Source organism: Shimia abyssi (genome assembly GCF_003014475.1).
Lineage (GTDB): Bacteria > Pseudomonadota > Alphaproteobacteria > Rhodobacterales > Rhodobacteraceae > Shimia > Shimia abyssi.
The window spans coordinates 117,413-136,225 of the sequence record NZ_PYGJ01000012.1 but is presented as its reverse complement, the minus strand read 5'-3'; the positions used below and the strand labels follow the sequence as shown (position 1 = coordinate 136,225).

The 18,813-nt window shown below is 58.1% G+C and carries 20 protein-coding genes; 8 read left to right on the top strand and 12 right to left on the bottom strand.

Annotation, left to right across the window (positions count from 1 at the left end; translation table 11 throughout):
* Together CLV88_RS23180 and CLV88_RS16640 are read left to right on the top strand one after the other, a co-directional pair.
* Positions 1-191, top strand: a 191-nt coding sequence (locus CLV88_RS23180; protein WP_207797085.1) for a hypothetical protein, incomplete at its 5' end; no start/stop codon positions are given.
* A 171-nt stretch (positions 192-362) separates the two neighbouring features.
* Positions 363-1,247 carry an alpha/beta fold hydrolase gene (locus CLV88_RS16640; RefSeq protein WP_106609531.1) on the top strand — a complete coding sequence of 295 codons (885 nt, stop codon included), beginning with the start codon at positions 363-365 and terminating at the stop codon, positions 1,245-1,247.
* Here CLV88_RS16640 and CLV88_RS16635 read toward each other — a convergent pair.
* The 5 genes from CLV88_RS16635 to CLV88_RS16615 form a co-directional block, all read right to left on the bottom strand.
* Positions 1,244-2,314, bottom strand: coding sequence for a fatty acid desaturase family protein (locus CLV88_RS16635; RefSeq protein ID WP_106609530.1), 1,071 nt, complete (start codon positions 2,312-2,314; stop codon positions 1,244-1,246). The genes CLV88_RS16640 and CLV88_RS16635 overlap by 4 nt on opposite strands.
* A 54-nt stretch (positions 2,315-2,368) precedes the next feature.
* On the bottom strand, positions 2,369-2,758 hold the full coding sequence (locus CLV88_RS16630) for a hypothetical protein (protein ID WP_165798919.1): 390 nt from the start codon (positions 2,756-2,758) through the stop codon (positions 2,369-2,371).
* 105 nt (positions 2,759-2,863) lie between these two features.
* A complete protein-coding gene (locus CLV88_RS23610) occupies positions 2,864-2,989 on the bottom strand; it encodes a hypothetical protein (RefSeq protein ID WP_279338358.1) in 126 nt (41 codons plus the stop codon).
* 130 nt (positions 2,990-3,119) lie between these two features.
* Positions 3,120-3,866, bottom strand: a complete 747-nt coding sequence (locus tag CLV88_RS16620) for an NAD(P)H-dependent oxidoreductase (RefSeq protein WP_106609527.1) — start codon at positions 3,864-3,866, stop codon at positions 3,120-3,122.
* 45 nt (positions 3,867-3,911) lie between these two features.
* The gene (locus tag CLV88_RS16615) at positions 3,912-4,565 is read right to left on the bottom strand and encodes a DUF2161 domain-containing phosphodiesterase (RefSeq protein ID WP_106609526.1); all 654 of its coding nucleotides are present in this window, start codon (positions 4,563-4,565) and stop codon (positions 3,912-3,914) included.
* A 108-nt stretch (positions 4,566-4,673) separates the two neighbouring features.
* On the opposite strand from CLV88_RS16615, the gene CLV88_RS16610 reads away from it, so the two are divergent.
* Together CLV88_RS16610 and CLV88_RS16605 are read left to right on the top strand one after the other, a co-directional pair.
* Positions 4,674-5,684 (top strand): TraB/GumN family protein, encoded by a 1,011-nt coding sequence (locus tag CLV88_RS16610; protein ID WP_106609525.1) that lies wholly within the window; start codon positions 4,674-4,676, stop codon positions 5,682-5,684.
* A gap of 116 nt (positions 5,685-5,800) precedes the next feature.
* On the top strand, positions 5,801-6,721 hold the full coding sequence (locus CLV88_RS16605; protein ID WP_106609524.1) for a manganese-dependent inorganic pyrophosphatase: 921 nt from the start codon (positions 5,801-5,803) through the stop codon (positions 6,719-6,721).
* Positions 6,722-6,789: 68 nt separating this feature from the next.
* On the opposite strand, the gene CLV88_RS16600 is transcribed toward CLV88_RS16605, so the two are convergent.
* On the bottom strand, positions 6,790-7,584 hold the full coding sequence (locus CLV88_RS16600) for a glutathione S-transferase family protein (protein ID WP_106609523.1): 795 nt from the start codon (positions 7,582-7,584) through the stop codon (positions 6,790-6,792).
* A gap of 230 nt (positions 7,585-7,814) precedes the next feature.
* Here CLV88_RS16600 and CLV88_RS16595 point away from each other — a divergent pair, with 230 nt between their 5' ends.
* The 3 genes from CLV88_RS16595 (at position 7,815) to CLV88_RS16585 (ending at position 10,026) form a co-directional block, all read left to right on the top strand.
* Entirely contained in the window at positions 7,815-8,540 is a 726-nt protein-coding gene (locus CLV88_RS16595; protein ID WP_106609522.1) for a glycosyltransferase family 25 protein, read from the top strand.
* A 63-nt stretch (positions 8,541-8,603) separates the two neighbouring features.
* Positions 8,604-9,479, top strand: a complete 876-nt coding sequence (locus CLV88_RS16590; RefSeq protein WP_106609521.1) for an HAD family hydrolase — start codon at positions 8,604-8,606, stop codon at positions 9,477-9,479.
* Positions 9,480-9,582: 103 nt separating this feature from the next.
* The gene (locus tag CLV88_RS16585; protein ID WP_106609520.1) at positions 9,583-10,026 is read left to right on the top strand and encodes a MaoC family dehydratase; all 444 of its coding nucleotides are present in this window, start codon (positions 9,583-9,585) and stop codon (positions 10,024-10,026) included.
* 71 nt (positions 10,027-10,097) lie between these two features.
* Here the strand turns inward: CLV88_RS16585 and CLV88_RS16580 are convergent, their stop codons facing one another.
* Positions 10,098-10,682 carry a YqgE/AlgH family protein gene (locus tag CLV88_RS16580; protein ID WP_279338357.1) on the bottom strand — a complete coding sequence of 195 codons (585 nt, stop codon included), beginning with the start codon at positions 10,680-10,682 and terminating at the stop codon, positions 10,098-10,100.
* Positions 10,683-10,829: 147 nt separating this feature from the next.
* On the opposite strand from CLV88_RS16580, the gene CLV88_RS16575 reads away from it, so the two are divergent.
* A complete protein-coding gene (locus tag CLV88_RS16575; protein WP_106609519.1) occupies positions 10,830-11,639 on the top strand; it encodes a protein-disulfide reductase DsbD domain-containing protein in 810 nt (269 codons plus the stop codon).
* A 55-nt stretch (positions 11,640-11,694) separates the two neighbouring features.
* Here CLV88_RS16575 and CLV88_RS16570 read toward each other — a convergent pair whose 3' ends face one another.
* The 5 genes from CLV88_RS16570 to CLV88_RS16550 all read right to left on the bottom strand — a co-directional run bounded on the left by CLV88_RS16570 (position 11,695) and on the right by CLV88_RS16550 (position 18,795).
* Positions 11,695-12,222 carry a dihydrofolate reductase family protein gene (locus CLV88_RS16570; protein WP_106609518.1) on the bottom strand — a complete coding sequence of 176 codons (528 nt, stop codon included), beginning with the start codon at positions 12,220-12,222 and terminating at the stop codon, positions 11,695-11,697.
* A gap of 124 nt (positions 12,223-12,346) precedes the next feature.
* The gene (locus tag CLV88_RS16565) at positions 12,347-15,739 is read right to left on the bottom strand and encodes an efflux RND transporter permease subunit (protein WP_106609517.1); all 3,393 of its coding nucleotides are present in this window, start codon (positions 15,737-15,739) and stop codon (positions 12,347-12,349) included.
* Positions 15,740-15,742: 3 nt separating this feature from the next.
* Positions 15,743-17,197, bottom strand: coding sequence for an efflux RND transporter periplasmic adaptor subunit (locus CLV88_RS16560; RefSeq protein ID WP_106609516.1), 1,455 nt, complete (start codon positions 17,195-17,197; stop codon positions 15,743-15,745).
* Positions 17,198-17,340: 143 nt separating this feature from the next.
* Positions 17,341-17,874 (bottom strand): molybdenum cofactor biosynthesis protein B, encoded by a 534-nt coding sequence (gene moaB / locus CLV88_RS16555; RefSeq protein WP_106609515.1) that lies wholly within the window; start codon positions 17,872-17,874, stop codon positions 17,341-17,343.
* 135 nt (positions 17,875-18,009) lie between these two features.
* Positions 18,010-18,795: a uracil-DNA glycosylase gene (locus tag CLV88_RS16550; RefSeq protein ID WP_106609514.1), complete on the bottom strand. Its 786-nt coding sequence runs from the start codon at positions 18,793-18,795 to the stop codon at positions 18,010-18,012.
* Positions 18,796-18,813 lie beyond the last annotated feature (18 nt).

Below are 18,813 nucleotides of genomic sequence, written 5' to 3'. Positions count from 1 at the left end.
TCTGTCGGCTGAAATGCCGATCTCACGCCAAAACGGGCAAAAACGCAGGTAAAGACAGACGGGCATCGCAATCAGCCGAGTTTCCACACAGCCTCTCCGCAAAACAACCAAGGGCAAATTTCGCTCCTCTCATGGGCCAGTGCGATAATTCAAGCGACATCTATGAGCCTAAAATCCAAGCAACGTCTTGAAAACAGTCATCGTTGTGCAACCGACGTCACCCAGTCCTCCGCTTGTCGACCTAAACCCAATTGCGATCATTTTGGTTTGCTCCTCAAACCACGCCGCCTCATACTGTTTTCGTGTGCACCAAGCCCACTCCACGACCCAAACCTGTGCCCAAGTAGTCAACGGAGTTTCACATGCAGATCACCGCCAACGGCATCAAACTCGACATAGAGACATTCGGCCCCGCCGATGGCATCCCCCTCATCCTGATCCGGGGGCTTGGGTCGCAGTTGATCCACTGGCCCAGTGAACTGACCCACGGTCTTGCCGCGCGCGGCTATCGTGTCGTGATCTTTGACAACCGCGATGTCGGGCAGTCAGAACGCTGTCCAGACCCCGACGTACCCACAAAGGCCGAGGCTTTGCTCGACATCGCACAGTCCGCAGCCACGGTTCCAACCGCTTATGCGCTTGCCGACATGGCGCGCGACGTGACCGGCCTAATGGACGCGCTCGACATCAAAACGGCCCACATTTTTGGCATATCCATGGGTGGCATGATCACTCAGCTACTCGCCATCCATCACGCAAAACGTCTGCGCTCTGCGTCCATGGTCATGACGTCTGCCCGCCCCGAAAACGACCCGCGAACTGTTCGCGAACTGCTGGCCTATCCCACCGATCAGGCCGACTACGTCGAAGGCTGGGTTCAGGAACACGCGCAAAATGGCAGCCCCGGCTATCCAATGACCGAAGCCGAAATTCGCGATCAAGCGGAGATAGCATGGTCCCGTGGCGTCGATGCAGAGGGGATTAACCGCCAGCTCCTCGCTATTATGGCCGCATCGGATCGCCGTCCGGACCTGCCCTCGATAACCGTGCCCTGCCAAGTCATTCACGGCACCGATGACGCCCTGATCCCACTTGATCTTGGTGCAGAAATCGCCGGGCTCATCCCAGGGTGCCATTATCACGCAATCGACGGCATGGGCCACATCATCACGCCCGCCCTCGCGCCTTTGATCGTCGGCCTCATCGACGATTTCATTTCCGGCCTTTCCAACCAGGCCCCACCCTAGACCGCATATGGACGCAGGTGTTCTACTTCACTTCGATAGGGCATCGCCCCTTCCGGCAATTCCGGCACAATCACGGCCTCATGGTATCTCAGTTGTTTCCACAACACCGGCAACAAGCGCCGATAAGCAGCAATGATCGACGGATCCGCTGTTGGCACGTCATGTCGGATCAATTCATGCAACTTGGGCAGGTTATAATAGGGCACCATCGTGAACATGTGATGCTCCAGATGATAGTTCATATTAAGGTAGATAAACCGGCTAACCGGGTTCATCAGAACCGTGCGCGTGTTCAAACGGTGATCCGTCACGTTCTCGGCTAGCCCCAAATGCTGCAACAGGCCAGTCAATACGTGGTGCCATGCGCCATACACACGCGGCAGCCCCACAACCATCAAAGGCAGGATCGACCCTGCCCATAGCGCCGCGGCAATGACAAAGCCATAAATCACCACCCAAATACGCGCGACCCAGAACACGCGCCCCTGATCAGCGTCACGTACATACATCGCCTCTTCAGGATGCAGCCGTCCGCTCGCGTGCAATCCCATCCGCCCAAGGGACTCGATCGTGTCATTCACACCCAGAAATTTCAAACTGACTTTCACAAGGTCCGGCGGGCGCATGGCCACAATCTCCGGGTCGCGCCCTACAATGATCGTATCGGTGTGATGACGCACATGGCTGGCTCGCCATACAACTGGATTACGCATAATCATAAAGCTCGCGATCTGGTAGACGACGTCGTTCATCCAGCCCGTTTTAAACGCTGTCCGATGCCCGCACTCGTGCCACCGTGAATCCGAGGCGGATCCATAAAGAACCCCGTAGGCCAGCCAAACCGGCACTGCCCACCAAGACGGCCACAACGCAACACCGACCCAAGCCAGCAAAACCATCGCGCCAAGCCAGATCAACGTATCTCGCAGCGCAGGACCATCGGATTTCTGCATCAGCGCGCGAATGTCCTGCGGGTTCACCTTGGGGCGAAACCAAGAAGGTTCGGCCACCCCACGCGCCACGGCGTCGCGCCCATAGTCACTGGTTAACGAATAATTTCTGTCCATTCGACAACGCTAGTCGAGCAGCTTTGCTCGTTCAACCGGTTGGGCCCAATCGACCTAGTCGAGCTTGGTCAGCGCCAAAAAACCTTGGTGGGTTGCTCGATCCGCGTCTTCCAGCGATTTGCGCAAATAATACGTCACCGTCTGAACGGTCCGCACTTCGCCAATGGTCAGCGTGTTAAGGAACACAACGTCCAGACCGTTTATTGCACCGCCATAAATTACCGTCTCCGCCGCGTGCCCTGCGACCTCGGTTTCTTCGACATCGTAAACAACGACGTCTTCAGCAGCGATACCTGCGCCCAATGCAAAATTTTCAAGGATCGCATCGCGCATAAAGGTAAGTGTCGTTCCCGAAGATGCGCCAACCTCTTCGGTGATAAACATCCCATAAGATTGGTCGTTCAGGCGGAACATGGCGGCAATTTCGGGATCATCAGACCTCAACTGCTCCCAACCACTCCCTCGGCCACAGAAGGCAACCCCAACTGAGACATTTACACAGTCTCCCGCGGTACCTGCCGACACTTCCGTGTAAGCCCAGGTATTGTCCTAAAACAAGGTGACTTTCTTACCGTCAACCACGGCGGAGCCAACCTTTGACTGCGCATCAACACTGGGCGCACCCCCAAACGCCAGAATACAAATTACCGCCAAATGCCAAAGTTTCCGCACCATACCTAACACCCTTTTCTCTGGCCCGCCGCCGTCAGCACGCGCCAAAACCTTCAAATCAAAATACCCACCCATGATAACCCTACAGACCAAGAGGCAAAACCATGAATCGGACACACGTCTTGATCAGGCGTTACCTTGGCCGAATAAACGGCGTCACACTCGCCCCGCGCAACCGCCCATCTTCATCAAAGTCCACATCCGCATTGAACCGCATCCTAACGTGCGCATCAAACCCCGACATGACATCGGCCTGCCCGCCCAAAACACCCGCCAGCCGCTGCTCCAGCGCGGCTTTCCCCGCGCCCTCATGATAGCCATGCACCCCATGCACAACGACCGGCTCCAGCACCGCCATCCCGAGGTAGCGCAGCGTATAAGCCGTTGGCCACAAAAGCATATCAACATTGCCCTCCTTGCCATCCGGCCCACTCTCAATATCCGTCGCGCCGGTTGTCACACAAAACAGCGCCGCCTTGCCCCGACACCGCCCACGATCAAACCGCTCATCCACAGTATGCAGCGCGCCATGCATCAGCACCCGGTCGAACCACCCTTTCAACACGGCAGGCGGCGCAAACCACCACATCGGAAAATGAAACACGATCCGGTCAGCCTGCTGTATCTTGGCAATCTCGCGCGCGACATCCGTTGGCACACTACCCTGTTGCGCCGCCATTTCCTGAGCCTTGAGCGGATCAAATGCCGCCGCACCGTTGTAATGCCCTGCGCCTTCAACCGCATCAAACCCCAGTGCCACCAGATCCGACCAGATCACCTCATGGCCCAGCGCCTCGCACGCTGTCGCCGTCGCTTCGGCCCACGCACCATTAAACGACGCCCGGTTCGGATGGGCCAAGACTATCAAAGTTACCGTCACTGTCTTCTCCTCCCGAGAACAGCCCGCAAGGGATGGCAGAGGGCCTCACTCTGCCAACGCCGCCACACCTGCCTCACTTAACATGTACACGCCGGTCCCCACTTTTTCGAACCAACCATAGTGATTGTCCCGCATCATCTGTGTCGCCTTGGCCACCCCGGCGCCTTTGGCAACCACCGCACCCCGGCTCGCGCCGTGCTCCGCCAAAAACGCCGCACATCGCACAGCATCCTGCCGATAGGCCGTCACCCGCGCACCGCGACTACCACCAATATTGGGGTCTCCCTCCAGGCGCTCAAACGCGCTCAGCAAACGCTCTTTACGCCGCTTTGACTTCCTCGGCTGGAACGGCCCCGGATCGGCGTGCACCTCGACAAATCCATCCTCCAACCGTACCGACAACACACCAACACCCAGCCGCCGGCACAGCCCCACATTGCCCTTGAACGCCTTATACCCCGTGCGCCCCTTCCAGCGCGGCACCGCGACATAGACCGCATCCGTCACCGACTGCCGCGCAACAGCCTGCTGCAACAACGTCAGCGAAAACCCGACCTTCATCTCAATCAGCACCGGCTCATCACCTTCGCGACACGCCATAACATCTACTGCGCCGACTTCGGATTTCACCTCAAACCCGCGTGCCTCAAGCCACCCCTTGACCGGCGCGTAAAGATCCGTTTCGCTTACCTTGCTCATACCTCCAGACCTAAACACCTGTGCACCACCTCGCAAACGCATTCGACACTTGCCTCCGCCCCACCCACCGCTAAAGTCGGCCCCAACCCGCACCCGCGAAACACACACATGACCCGCATTCTCCTCGCCATCCTCTTTTTCATCACTTCCTTGCCAGTGCACGCCGCCTGCGATGGCCCGTCCGAATTCGACGCGCTACCATCGGAGCGCCGCGCAGAGCTTGAGGCACGCGCCGCCAACGCACCATTCCATGAGGGCATTCTCTGGCAGGCGAAAAAGAACGGCCATACCTCCTACATCGTCGGCACAATGCACATCCCCGATCCGCGCCACAGCATTGTGATGGACAGACTCACGTCGGAATTGGATGCGCCAGAGCAACTGTTCATGGAACTCTCGCATGCGGACCAACAGGCCTTTCAGCACCATCTAACGGCCAACCCCGCGCTGACGTTGATCACTGACGGCCCGTCCCTGATTGATCGCTTGGGCGACGAAAACTGGGCCAAACTGCAACCACATCTCTCTGCACTTGGTCTGCCAGGGTTTGTTGCCGCCAATTACCAGCCATGGTTTCTTGGCATGACACTGTCCATCCCACCTTGTGCCATGACTGAGCTGCGCGAGGGCAAGCCCGGTCTGGATCGTCTTATCGAACTCTGGTCGACTGAGGCCAATGCCCCGGTCCAGTCGCTGGACAACACCAAATCCCTGCTTGATCTCCTCGCATCCGATCCGCTGCATGAACAGGTCAGTGATTTCAAGTGGTCACTTTCTCTGGGCCTGCCAATTGCAGGAGTTGACTCGAACGCAACTCTCACTGCCCTCTATTTTCAGGAGAAAATTCAGCTTTTCTGGGAGTACACCCAAGACAAAGCCCAAGACTACATCACCACACCCGAAGACAAAGCGCGGCTCGACGCGATCACAGCTGAATTGCAAGCCGAGCTCATCAATGCCCGCAACCTTGCGTGGGTCGATACGCTTGCACCAGAACTCGCCGCTGCTCCTGCCGTAGTTGCCGTCGGCGCGCTGCATCTTCCGGGTGATGACGGCGTGCTCAACCTGCTATCCCTGCGTGGCTTTGCCCTGACCCGTGTGCCGCTAGTACAACAGTAGCGTACCGCCCGCGCCGCGTGGTCGCAGGGCAAACCCAATGCGTGACAATCCCCCACACCCCTTCTATAACGCGCGCAAAATCACCCGAATTCCTCATTTTCAAAAGGTTGCGCGTTATGACCACCCTCGTCTTTGGACACAAATCCCCTGACACCGATTCCACCGGCTCCCCGCTGATCTGGGCGTGGTACCTGACCGAGGTGCTGGGCACCCCGGCCAAAGCCGTACTCCTTGGCGAGCCAAACACCGAAGCCGCCTTTGTTCTGGACAAATGGAACTTCGACAAGCCCGAGATCATCACCAGCGTTGCCGCAGAAACACCCGTCGTGATTGTTGACACCAACAACCCCGCTGAACTGCCCGACGCGATCAACGATGCCGACATCACCGCCATCATCGACCACCACAAGCTGGTCGGCGGTCTGGAAACCAAAGGTCCGATCGACATCACCATCCGCCCGTTGGCCTGTACCGCAACCATCATGCACGATCTGATGGGCGACGACGCGGCCAAAATGCCCGACAACATCAAAGGCGCGATGCTGTCCTGCATCCTTTCGGACACGCTGGAATTCCGCTCGCCCACCACTACCGACCACGACAAAGCGCTGGCCGAAAAACTGGCGGCTGAATTGAACCTCGATCTGGGCGCCTATGCCTCAGAAATGTTCGAAGCCAAGTCCGACATTTCCGCGTTCTCCGACGCCGAACTGATCCGCATGGACTCCAAGGAGTATGCCGTCGAAGGCACCAAATTCCGCGTCTCGGTTCTGGAAACCACCGCGCCCAAACTGGTGCTCGACCGTCAGGCCTCGATCATGGAAAGCTTCAAGACCGTTGCTGCCGAAGACGGCGTTGACGAGGTGCTGCTGTTCGTTGTGGATATCCTGAACGAAGAAGCCACCTTGTTCGTGCCCAACGATGTGATCAAAGGCGTCGCCGAAAAGAGCTTTGCCGCTACAGTGAACGGCGACTCCGTCGTCCTCCCCGGCATCATGAGCCGCAAAAAGCAGATCATTCCGAATTTGAAGGTCTGATCAGCCTTAAGCGCGATTTTCTGGGCGTCCCATTTCGGGGCGCTCTTTTTTGTTTCGGGCCAAACGTGTCAACACACCAGTCCAAGGGCCGCGTCACTCGGCGAAGGCGCCCATTTGTCTTTGGGCGGCCATGGGCGGCTCCGCCAATCAGTGTCAAAGGTAAAGCTCGACACTTTGCGCCCCTCTGGCAACGCCCCGTTGCCCCGCCCTAGCGCGTAGTCGTAATACAGCTTCACGATCTCTTCCTTCGTGACCTGCTGCGCCGCAGGATGTGCCATACAGGCGGCCCGCCACGCACGGGCGCGGGCATATTTCGGGTCGTCTGGCAGGTCAAAATCCTCGAAATACTCTAGGAACCAAAAACGCATGAACATCGGTGTGAACACCGCCTCGGCCAATCCAAAGTTGTCAAAAAGGAAAATGCCGCCCGGATTCTGCCAATCGAGGTAGTCGCCCAGATCAGCATAAAGGCCCAGTATCTTGTCGCACAATCCCGCCCGCGCGTCCTTGTCCTGATTCATCACCATGATGTAGCCGGCCATGGTGAACGGTGCCTCTTTGGCGATGATCATCCGCTCGATCGCCCGCTCCATTGGATCAGTCCGGGCCACTGGAACCCCCAGCACTTCGTCAAGATATCGCAGGATCACCAGCGACTCCTTCAAAATCCGTCCGTCAGACAATTCCAGAACCGGCAACGCGGTGGTCCCGCGGGTTTTTTCCAGCAACTCTGGATCACGCGGCTTGGTGATGTCGACGACGTGAAAGCTGACAGCGTTACTCATGCCCTTCAACGCCAGCAAAATTTCCAGTCGCTGCGAAAACGGGCAGACGGGAATGTGGTAAAGTGTGGGTTTCTGCATATCGAATGATGTCCTCGCGCAAAGGTCGTCGTCTCATCCATGGATGTTGGCATAATCACCCGCACCTGTCACCAAGCCGTCTTTTCGTGAACTACAGCAAATGGCTCTGATCCATCTTTCAACGCCAAGCCTCCAATCGACAAACCGCCTCCAATGCACCCAACTCTTGACACGATTGCGCCCACGGCGCTCTCTATAAGCAGGCAAGAACTCCATACACAGGCTGTTTCATGAGCTTCCCAGATCTGTTTGACTGGTTTGACCAAGTCTACATCGTCAACCTGCCCCACCGCGATGACCGGAGGGCCGAGACAATTGCCGAGTTTGCCCGTGTCGGCGTCACTGTCCCCAATGCCAAAATCAACTTCTTCGAGGCCACCCGCCCCACCGAAAAGGGCGAATTCCCGTCGCTTGGTTCCCTTGGGAACTTCATCTCGCAAACAAATGTCCTCAAAGACGCCATCAACAATGGCCATTCCCGCATCCTGATTTGCGAAGACGATCTGCAACTCAATGATCTGCCCGCCGACACACTCGCCGCTGTGCTGACAGACCTACGCCAAACCAGCTGGAACATCGCCGCACTTGGCTATCTCGAACCCTACGAACCGCCCAGCGACCACACCGGACTTTCCGCGTGGACGGGCGGTACACGCGGCACACAGTTCTGGGCCATTCAGGGCGACGCCATCGCCGCCTTCCACGACTATCTCAACCTCGTGCGCTCCCGCCCTTCGGGCCACCCCGAGGGTGGTTCGATGTTCTTTGACGGTGCCTTTAATATGGTGCGCACCATCGTGCCCGGCGTCACCTTCCGCATCGCAACCCCCTGCCTAGCAGGCCAGCGCGCCTCTCGCACGGACATACACGACCTCAAATTCTATGATCGCATCGAGCCTTTTCGCAGTATCGTCGGTGCATTGCGGAAACTGCGAAATCGCACCCCGCGTGCTTGATACTGGCCTTCTGCGCACAGCTTTGCCATAGAGGCTGCACCCCTCTTTCGCGCAGGATAACCCATGACCCAGATCATCAACGCCCTCTCCGAGATTTCTGATCGCTACGACGCCCTCTTTGTCGATCTCTGGGGATGCGTGCATAACGGCATTACCGCCCATCCAGAGGCGGTGGCAGCTCTCCAAGCTTATCGCGCACGCGGCGGCATTGTTGTGCTTGTCACCAACTCCCCAAAACCGCGCGCAGGCGTAGCCGATCAGCTCGCTGATTTTGGCGTACCGGCAGACGCCTATGACACAATCGCAACCTCCGGCGACAGCGCGCGTTCGGCGATGTATCGCGGCGCGATTGGCGAAAAAGTGTATTTCATGGGCGAACCAATTCGCGACGCTGGTTTTTTTGAGCCGCTCGAAATTCTCGACAACCCAATCAACATCCAGCGCGTGCCTTTAGCCGAGGCCGACGGCATCGCCTGTTGCGGCCCGTTCGATCCGATGGCCGACCCTGAGGTCAATCGCGCCGACTTTCTCTATGCCAAAGCCAAGGGTATGAAGCTGCTCTGCGCCAACCCGGACATTGTCGTCGACCGGGGCGAGGTCCGCGAATGGTGCGCCGGTGCACTGGCTCGACTCTATACCGAAATGGGCGGCGAAAGCCTCTATTTTGGCAAACCCCATCCCCCGATCTATGATCTCGCCCGCCGCCGCCTTTCCGCGTTGGGAAAATCCATACCGGACAGTGCGATCCTTGCCATTGGCGACGGCCCGCACACCGATATTCTGGGTGCCATGGGCGAAGACATTGATTCCCTCTTCATTTCTGGTGGTCTTGCGGCAGCCGAGACCAAAACGACGCACCAACCGGACAAAAATGCGCTAACCACCTATCTTTCAAAGGAAAATGTGGCTCCACAGTATTCAATAGGTCAACTTCGCTGACATGAATAACAATTGACTTTCTGCGATTGCGAAGTAATAAAATTTCGAAATACGATATGATCGGGTCGCAATATTACGTCGCAAATCTCTCTCGGAGGGTCAAATGTTGGACAACCTACCACGCGGAACCATCTGCATAGAAGACATCGAAATGGGTATGTCCCGTTACCTGCGCAAAGTTGTGACCGACGAAGACATCGAGATGTTTGCGCAGGTTTCAACTGATCGCAACCCGGTGCACCTAGACGATGACTACGCCAACGAGACCATATTTCAGGGTCGCATCGCGCATGGGATGCTCACGGCAGGCCTCATTTCGGCGGTGATCGGCGAACAGCTTCCCGGCCACGGCACGGTCTACATGGGGCAATCCTTGAAATTCCTCGCGCCCGTGCGTCCCGGAGACATGGTTTATGCAGAAGTCAAAGTGACGGATATCGATCATGCGAAACGCCGCGTGCGACTGGATTGCCATTGCGCCGTCGAAGGCAAGAAAGTCCTCGTTGGCGAGGCTACTGTCCTCGCCCCAAGCCGCAAGTTCGACTGATCCCTGCGCAGAGGGCTGGCTTTCTCACCCCTCGTCTTTCTATGTTCACAAAAAGCTAAAATGCCAGAACATCAGGCATGGCCCGCCGTCGCGGACAGGCTCAGCGCATCCACGCCAATACTCCTGAGCGCTTCGGGCCATTTTTCCGCATTAGCGGCATCAAATACCAGTTCCGGGTATCCATCACAGATCAGCCAGCCATTGGCGGCAATCTCGCTTTCCAACTGGCCCGGCCCCCAGCCGCTATACCCCAATGCCATCAACGTACGATCCGGCCCCTTGCCACAGGCCATGTCCTCCAGCACATCCAATGTCGCCGTCATCGAAAACGTACCACTTACTTCAAGCGTAGATAAATCCGACGAGTAATCAGTTGAGTGCAGCACAAATCCACGCCCTCCCTCAACTGGCCCCCCAAAATATAGGTTTCCATCATTTTCGGGCTGTTCCATCGTGATCGACAACTGTTTAAGCAGGTCAGACACCCGCATTCCGTCGACTGTTTTATTCACAATCAACCCCATCGCGCCTTCCTTTGAATGCGCGCATAGGAAAACCACCGAATGCGCAAATCGCGTGTCACCCATTCCCGGCATCGCGATCAGCATTTTCCCGGTCAGTTCAAGCTCAGTACCCGTGGCGTTTGACCCTTCCAAAATAAACCTCTCTCGGTTTTGCCCTTACTAACAAACATGTGTGTACAAACCTTTAGACGCAAGCCTTTCCCGCGCCATCGCACCCTCTGGCACATTCTCGCCGGATTGTGAGTTGGCTTTGAACGCGCGATGTACCAAATGTAAACTATGATCAAACGAATGCTCTCCGCCCTGTTGGCTCCGCTCATCTGCACCTGCCTTGCCGTGCCTGTTCAGGCGCAATCTTATGATCAGGTCGTACAAGCCGAGATCCTGCCCGGCTGGCGCAACTCCGATGGCAGTCACATGGCAGCCATCCGCATCACGCTCAATCCGGGGTGGAAAACCTATTGGCGCGCACCGGGCGACGCGGGGATTCCTCCACAACTTGACTTCAGAGGTTCGCACAATCTGGCAGGTTTTGACGTGAACTGGCCTACACCCGAGGTCTTTTCGCAAAACGGTATGCGCTCAATTGGCTACACCGAAGAGCTCGTGCTGCCGGTCCGCATCACCCCTAAATCCGCCGGCAAACCGGTTCGGCTCAAAGCCGCACTCGACATCGGAGTTTGCCGAGATATCTGCGTGCCCCAACAGCTCACAGTCAAGGCCGAACTGCCAAGCCAGGGTAAACGAGATGCGCGCATTGCTGCCGCCATTGCCGACCGCCCGCTATCTGCAAACGAAGCAGGCGTGCGCCGTGTCACTTGTCGACTCAGCCCGACACAAAACGGGATCAAGCTGACGGCAAAAATCGAAATGCCCAGCGCGGGTGGTGGCGAGGTTGCCGTGATCGAGGCCGCCAACCCCGAGATTTGGGTGGCCGAGGGCACCTCGAAACGTCAAGGCAACGCACTTTTGGCCGAAACCGAATTGATGCACGTCGATGGTGCGTCATTCATCGTTGATCGCTCTACGCTGCGTTTTACGGTTCTGGGGGCAAATCACGCGGTCGATATCAACGGTTGCACTGGCTGATCATCCGAACAGGCACGGGCGCGCTGATGCGCACCCGGCCTGATCGCAGGTGATCTCAGGTCTCAAACGTCTCCAGAACATAGCCATTGTCATAGCCGCGGCTGGAAATCCGCTTCAACCGGACCGGTTCGGATATCCCGGAAAACACCGGAACCCCGCCGCCCAGCACGACAGGCGCGCGTTTAAAAATCACGCGATCAATCAACCGATCCCGCAGCAAGGCCCCGGCAAACACGCCGCCACCGCACAGATAAATCGGCCCGTCACCTTGCGCTTTTAGTCGCAAAACCTCGTCTTGCGCTGCTCGCGCCAACACACTGATTTCGCAGTTCTCCGGCACCTTCAGGCTGTCCGAAAAGACAAAGGTCGACATGTGCGGATACGGGTTCTGCCCGGGTTGCATTCCATGCGCATAGCCAATCTCATAAGTGGCCCGCCCCATTATGGCACTGGCATACCCCGCAAGGCGCTGTTGATAGTCTTCGACCACCTCACCGTCATGAGTAAATTGTGAAACGTCCCCGCCGGGATCGCAAATATAGTCGTCAAGAGAGACAGCAACGTCATAGATAATAGGATGCATCAGGTGCTCCAGATGTAAGGGAACCAATCAGCTCGACAGGCTGAAAAACAATCTGTTCTCTTACTTGGTCACTGGCAGAGCACTCCTCTTTCCATCCCTTGTTATCCGGATCATTCCGGCCTGGTCAAGCCGCGCGGCGACGGCGCGCGACCAGTACACCGAACCCACCCAGAACATACGCGGCAACCGAAATCACCAAAGCTCCTAGCGCAAAGACCGCCACCGTTGGTGCTACCCCTTGAACCACGTTCAACGCAGGCACCAAGGCCAGCAATTCAGGGTGCATTCCGCCCGTCAACACTGTCCAGCCCAACGTCACCGCCAGCCACCCCAGTACTGCGCCCCATGCCGCAATCAACACGCCACGCAGCCCCGGCGCGTGCAATCCACGCCGCATCGCCGTCACCTGTCGCGCAACATCCGATTGCATCGCGATCAATGCAGGCACCACAATCAGCACCAGCACCATGCCAAAGCCCAACCCATAAACCAGCGTGATCACGGTCGGCTTCAGGAACTGCGCCTGCTGGCTACGTTCAAACAACAGGGGCGCAAGACCCAGCACGGTGGTCGCCGTGGTCAGGAACACAGGCCGCAATCGGTCTGCCGTGCCTTCGATAATCGCCTGAAATATCCCGCGATCCCTGGCGTAATCGTCAATTGTCGTTACCAGCACAATGGAATCGTTGATGATAATCCCGGTCATCCCAATGAGACCAATAACCGTGAACATGCTCAGCGGCACGCCATGCATGTAATGCCCATAGATCGTGCCAACCAACCCAAACGGAATGATGGCCATCACCACCATGGGCCGGGTCCAGCTGGAAAACACCCAAGCCAGCACAAGGTATATCCCCGTCAAACACAGGATCAGACCATTGCGCGCGTCGGTCAGGAACGTGTTTTCCTGCTCCGCCAGTCCGGCCATCTCCCACTCAATCTGTTTCTCACTGGCAATCGTGGGCAGGATATCCTCCTGCAACCGCTCCATGATAAGCTCGGCGCGGGCCGGGTCATCCTCTGAAATATCCCCCGTGACGTTGATCAACCGAAGCCCGTTTTCGCGCCGCACCGTGGAAAATCCGGTTCGGCTCTGCACCGTCACCAAATCAGCCAGCGGCACATATTCCCCAGCCGGGGTGCGCATCAGGCTCCCCTCCAGAAAATCTGCCGTCAACTCGCCCTCAGGCAGTTCCACACGAATGCTCGCGCTCCTTGGCCCATCTGGATATGTCGCGGCCTCGAGCCCGTTCAGACGATGGCGCAGCACCCGGCCCAGCCCATCAATACTGAACCCAAGCGCCTGCCCCTGCGGCGTCAACTCAAGGATCAGCTCTTCTTTGTCATAACTCAGGTTGTCTTCTATCGCGGACACTTCCGCAAACTCTTCCAGCGCCGTCTTCAACGCCTCGCTCGCCGCCTTCAGCGTATCGCTGTCCGCCCCGTAAAACTGCACATCCAGCGCGTCGCCGCCCGGCCCGGACCGCCAACCGCGGAACGAGATTGTCTCGACCAGTGGATGGCGCGCCACCCGGTCCTGCAACTCGCCCACAAAGGCAAAACTGGAATAGGGCCGCAAATCCGCATCAATCAACTCAATCGCGATACCGCCCAGCAGATCCGGGTCAAGCGACTCTGATCCCGGCAGCGACCGCCCCGAATTGCCACCAATCTCTGCAATCACATAATCCAGCGGATTGCGCCCGTGGCGTTCTTCGTATTCCTTGCCCAGCGCCTCTGTCGCGCGCTGCATTTCGCGCATCATCGCAAGACTGTCTTCGCGTGTCGCACTGGGCAGCATCGCAAAGTTCCCGGTCACCGATCCGCGCTCGGGCGCGTTAAAGAACCGCCATTTCACATCGCCACCAATGAACAGCACCATCTGCGTTGACAAGATCACCACAACGCCGGCCATCACCGGATAGCGCATCTTGACCACCAGCCACATCAAACGGCGGAACACCGCCTCGCGAAACCAGCGAAAGCCGCGATTTACCACCCGGCTCGGGATATCGTACCAATGTTCCTTGGCCTGATGCTTCAATGCATGGGCCATGTGATTGGGCAGGATCAGAAAACACTCCACCAGCGACGCGGCCAGCACCGCAATCACCGTGAATGGAATATCCGCGATCAAATCACCAAACCGGCCCGAAATCACAGTCAGCCCGAAAAACGCAATGATCGTCGTTAAGGTCGAGCTGAACACCGGCATCGACATCCGCCGCGCCGCGTTTTCAGCCGCCACATAAGGCCCCTCGCCCAAACGTCGCGCGCGCGCATCGGCGTGTTCGCCCACAACAATGGCGTCATCCACCACGATCCCCAACGTGATGATCAACGCAAACAGCGAGATCATGTTGATCGTCAAACCGCCCACATACATTAACGCAATCGCTGCCAGCATCGCGGTTGGAATGCCCGCCGCAACCCAGAAAGCAATGCGCGCATTCAGGAACAGGAACAACAGAATGATGACCAGCCCCAGCCCCATCAATCCGTTGTCCAAAAGCAGGTTCAAACGCCCCGTTATCGCCTCGGCGCGTGTACGGATCAGCTGGATATCCACCCCTTGCGGCAGGGTCGCCTGCATCTCGGCGCTGACCTTTTCGACAGTTTCCTGAATGCTGATCGCATCGCCCTTGTCCGACCGATCCACCCGGATCGAAATCGCCGGGTTTTCGCCCACGAAATAGGACCGGTTGCGGTTCACACCTTCTACCCGAATGGTGGCAACATCGCCCACGCGCAGCTTGGTTCCGTCCGGGTTAGACCGCAGAACAATCCCCGCAATCTCATCGGGCGCACGTTTTTCAACACCCGTGCGCACCCGCGCAAACGCGCCTGTCACATCACCTGCCGGGTCTGCATTTACCTCTTCCGCAATGGCTGCGGAAATCTCGGCAATGGAAATATCATGGGTGATCAATTCGACCGAGCTCACCTCGACCAATGTCTCCCGTTCGGCCAGCCCGCGAATTGTAGTGCGCGTGACCCCTTCGGCATATAGGCGCGCGACATATTCGTCCGCAAAGCGCGCGATCTGGTCGATCTCCACCGTTCCGGTGATCACCACATCCGTCACTCGATCACGCCAGCGCCCGCGCCGCACCACCGGGTCCTCTGCCTCATCCGGCAGGGTTGTCACCGCATCAACCGCGACTTGCACATCATCCGTGGCCCGCGCCATGTCCCAGCCGGGCTCGAACTCCATGGTGATGCGCGCGTTACCTTCGGTCGAACGGGACGAGGTGCTCTCAACACCCTCAACCGCCAACATCGCAGGCTCCATAACCTGCACAATGGCCGCATCCACATCTTCCGCGCCGGCCCCTTCCCACGCAACACTGACGGTGACATTGTCAATAATCACATCTGGGAAAAACTGCGCCCGCATTCGTGGAAACGCCACCAGCCCGGCAATGATCAGCACCACCAACAGCAGGTTCGCCGCCGTGGCGTGGCGCGTGAAATACGACAGAATACCCCCGGCGCGTTCCCCAAGCTCCCGCATGGTCTAGCCCCCCATCCGGCCCTGAAGCCGCTCAATCATCTGCGCTGGCACCTCAGGTTGGTTCAACTGCGCAATCAGGCGTTTTTTGACATTCTCCGGCATCCGCTGATTGCCCTCGACAAACGCCACGTATTTCGCCCGATCCTCATCGCTCAATGATACCATCGCGGGGGCCTCAATCGGGCCGCCTGTGTTGGTCACCGGCTTAACCGCGATCCCTTCGCCCAGCAAAGGCGTACGTCGTGACACCACCTGACGCCCCGGCAATCCCTGCCCGCGCACCAACACACTGTCGCCCTGCCGCCGCAACAGCCGCACCTCCAACGCCTCCAAACGGTTGCCCTCGCCCACGACAAGCACACGCCCCGCCGCATCCAGCGCCGACGCGGGCAGCTTCACAACTCGCTGCAACTCCGGCTCAGTCACGCGCACAGTAACAAAATCTCCGGGTTTTAGGCCCCGTGCCCCATCCAGCCGTGCAAACAGAACCCGGCCTGTCTGACCTTCGCCCACCGCCGCCGCATCTCGCGTAATCACGCCTGTCGCGGTCAAATCCGATCCCATCACATCAAGCGAAACCTTAACTTCGGACTGATGCAATCGATTGTCGCCATCCAACAGCCGCGCATATTGTGGCGTCGACACCCGGAACGCCACTTCCAATGCCTTGGCGTCAATCAGCTGCGCCAGCTTTTCGTTCATCGAAACAAGCCCGCCCTCGACCGCGCTCACCTCTGACAATGTGCCGGCGAAATCTGCTGTGATAACGGTATCTTCCAGATCCTTCTGCGCTTCGGCCAGCGCGATCCGGGTGCGCGCAAGCCGCGTGTCCGCCTGATCCACGCGCGCCTCGGCCTGTGCCAGCGCGCGCCGATTTGACAAAACCGCCTGCCGCGCACCTGACTGCGCCAGCTCAGCGGTCTCAACCGCAGCCGCCGTACCAACACCGCGTTCGCGCAAATCCACTTGCCGCTCAAACGCCTTGGTCCGCAGATCCAGCTGCGCCTCGGCGGCGTCCAACTCGTCTAACGCCAGTTCCAGCGTGCGGATCGCGTCGCGCTCCTCGGCCTCGGCGTCCAGCATATCGCTGCTGACCCGCTCCAACGCATAGCGTGCCTTGGTCGGGTCAACCTGAACCAACACCTCACCGGGGCGCACCTCAGCGCCTTCTTCAAAATCCTCTGACAGCTTTACAATTGTACCCGCGGCCGCCGCCCTGATCTCAAGGCTCCGGCGGCTCTGGATTTCACCAAACGCCACCAGCTCAGGCGCAACTGTTCCCGGCTCCGCCGTCACCACATTCACTGTAAACACGCGCTCTCGGGCGGGTGGGCCGCTGCTATCATCAGCGAACCGCGCCTCGATCGCGTCAAAGATCATCGACCCGGCAACCCCCAACAGCCCAAGCGTCAGGGAAAGCAGAAAAAGCCCTGTTAAGCTCTGTCGCATAAACCGCATATGTCGGCCTCTCCAATCGACGCGTCCCCCACAAACCTAATGGCGGAGGAGCGAAATTGCCAAATCAACTCAAGACTTATACGGGTTGCCCTGCAAATTCCGTCACAAAAAAACGATTTTTTCGGTCGAATTCACCAAAAGCACTACTTGCGCCGCATATGCTCGTCCAGGCGCGGCATGATTTCCACGAAATTGCACGGGCTGTGCCGATAGTCCAACTGCCGCTTCAGGATCTCGTCCCACGCATCCTTGCACGCGCCGGGACTGCCCGGCAGGGCAAACAGATACGTGCCCTGCGCAACCCCGCCCGTGGCGCGGCTCTGAATGGCGCTGGTGCCGATTTTCTGCATCGAAACCATGGTAAAAATCGTGCCAAAGGCATCGATTTCTTTTTCATACACATCCCTATGCGCTTCGACACTCACGTCGCGCCCGGTCAACCCGGTACCTCCGGTCGAGATAATCACGTCAACACCGTCATCCGCGCACCATCCGCGCAGCTTGTCCGCAATGGCTGCGCGATCATCTTTGACGATATCGCGCGCCGCCATCACATGCCCGGCATCCTCAATCCGCGCCACCAACGTATCGCCCGATTTGTCATCCTCCAGCGACCGCGTGTCACTCACCGTCAACACGGCAATCCTCACCGGAATGAACTCTCTCTCGTCGCTCATCCTGCCTCCATTGGTCCAATTTGATAACAGGCTGACCCCGAAGCGCCCCCAGATGCAAGAGGACCCTTCGGCGCAACCACAGGCATTGACGAAACTGTGAGCATTTGCCGCTGTTTTAAGCGTTTCCCACGCCGATTACTCGCCCAATTTAGCCTTCAGACTCAACAAATCGGCCCACGCCTCGCGCTTTGCGTTTGGTTGTCGCAACAAATAGGCCGGGTGAAACATCGGTATCACCGGCTTGCCAAACGCTTCTTGCCAGTTGCCGCGCAGCCGCGTGATACCACGTCGCCCCAACACCGCGTCACAGCTGATATTCCCCATCAGCACAATCACATCCGGGGCCACAATCTCCACATGGCGCTCCAGAAACGGGCGCAACATGGCAATTTCTTCGGGTTTTGGGTCTCGGTTCTGCGGCGGACGCCATGGCAGCACATTGGTGATGTAAACCGCATCCTTGGACAGCGGCACATCCCGCCCCATGTCAATCGCCGCCAGCATCTTGTCCAGCAATACACCCGCGCGCCCGACAAATGGTTTACCTTCACGGTCCTCGTCACGTCCCGGAGCCTCACCAATGATCATCACCCGCCCCGCCGGATTGCCATCGGCAAAGACCAGATTGCGCGCGCCGCGCTTCAATTCACAATGTTCAAAAGCTGCCATCGCAGCGCGCAGCGCATCCAGATCCCCGGCACCCTTGGCCGCCTCCTTGGCGACCTGCACCGGGTCAACCTCGCGCTTGGCCACAACGACGGGCGCATCATCAGCGGGCAATGGTGCGGCTTTGGGCTTGGGCGCTTGCTTGGGTGTCTCATAACGATCCACCGGCGCGTCCAGAATGGCCTCGGTCACGCCCAGTTCCACCTGCCATTCCAGCAGTGCCAACGCCGAGTGATAATCCAAAGCCGATTCCATAGGGGCTACCCTATCTTT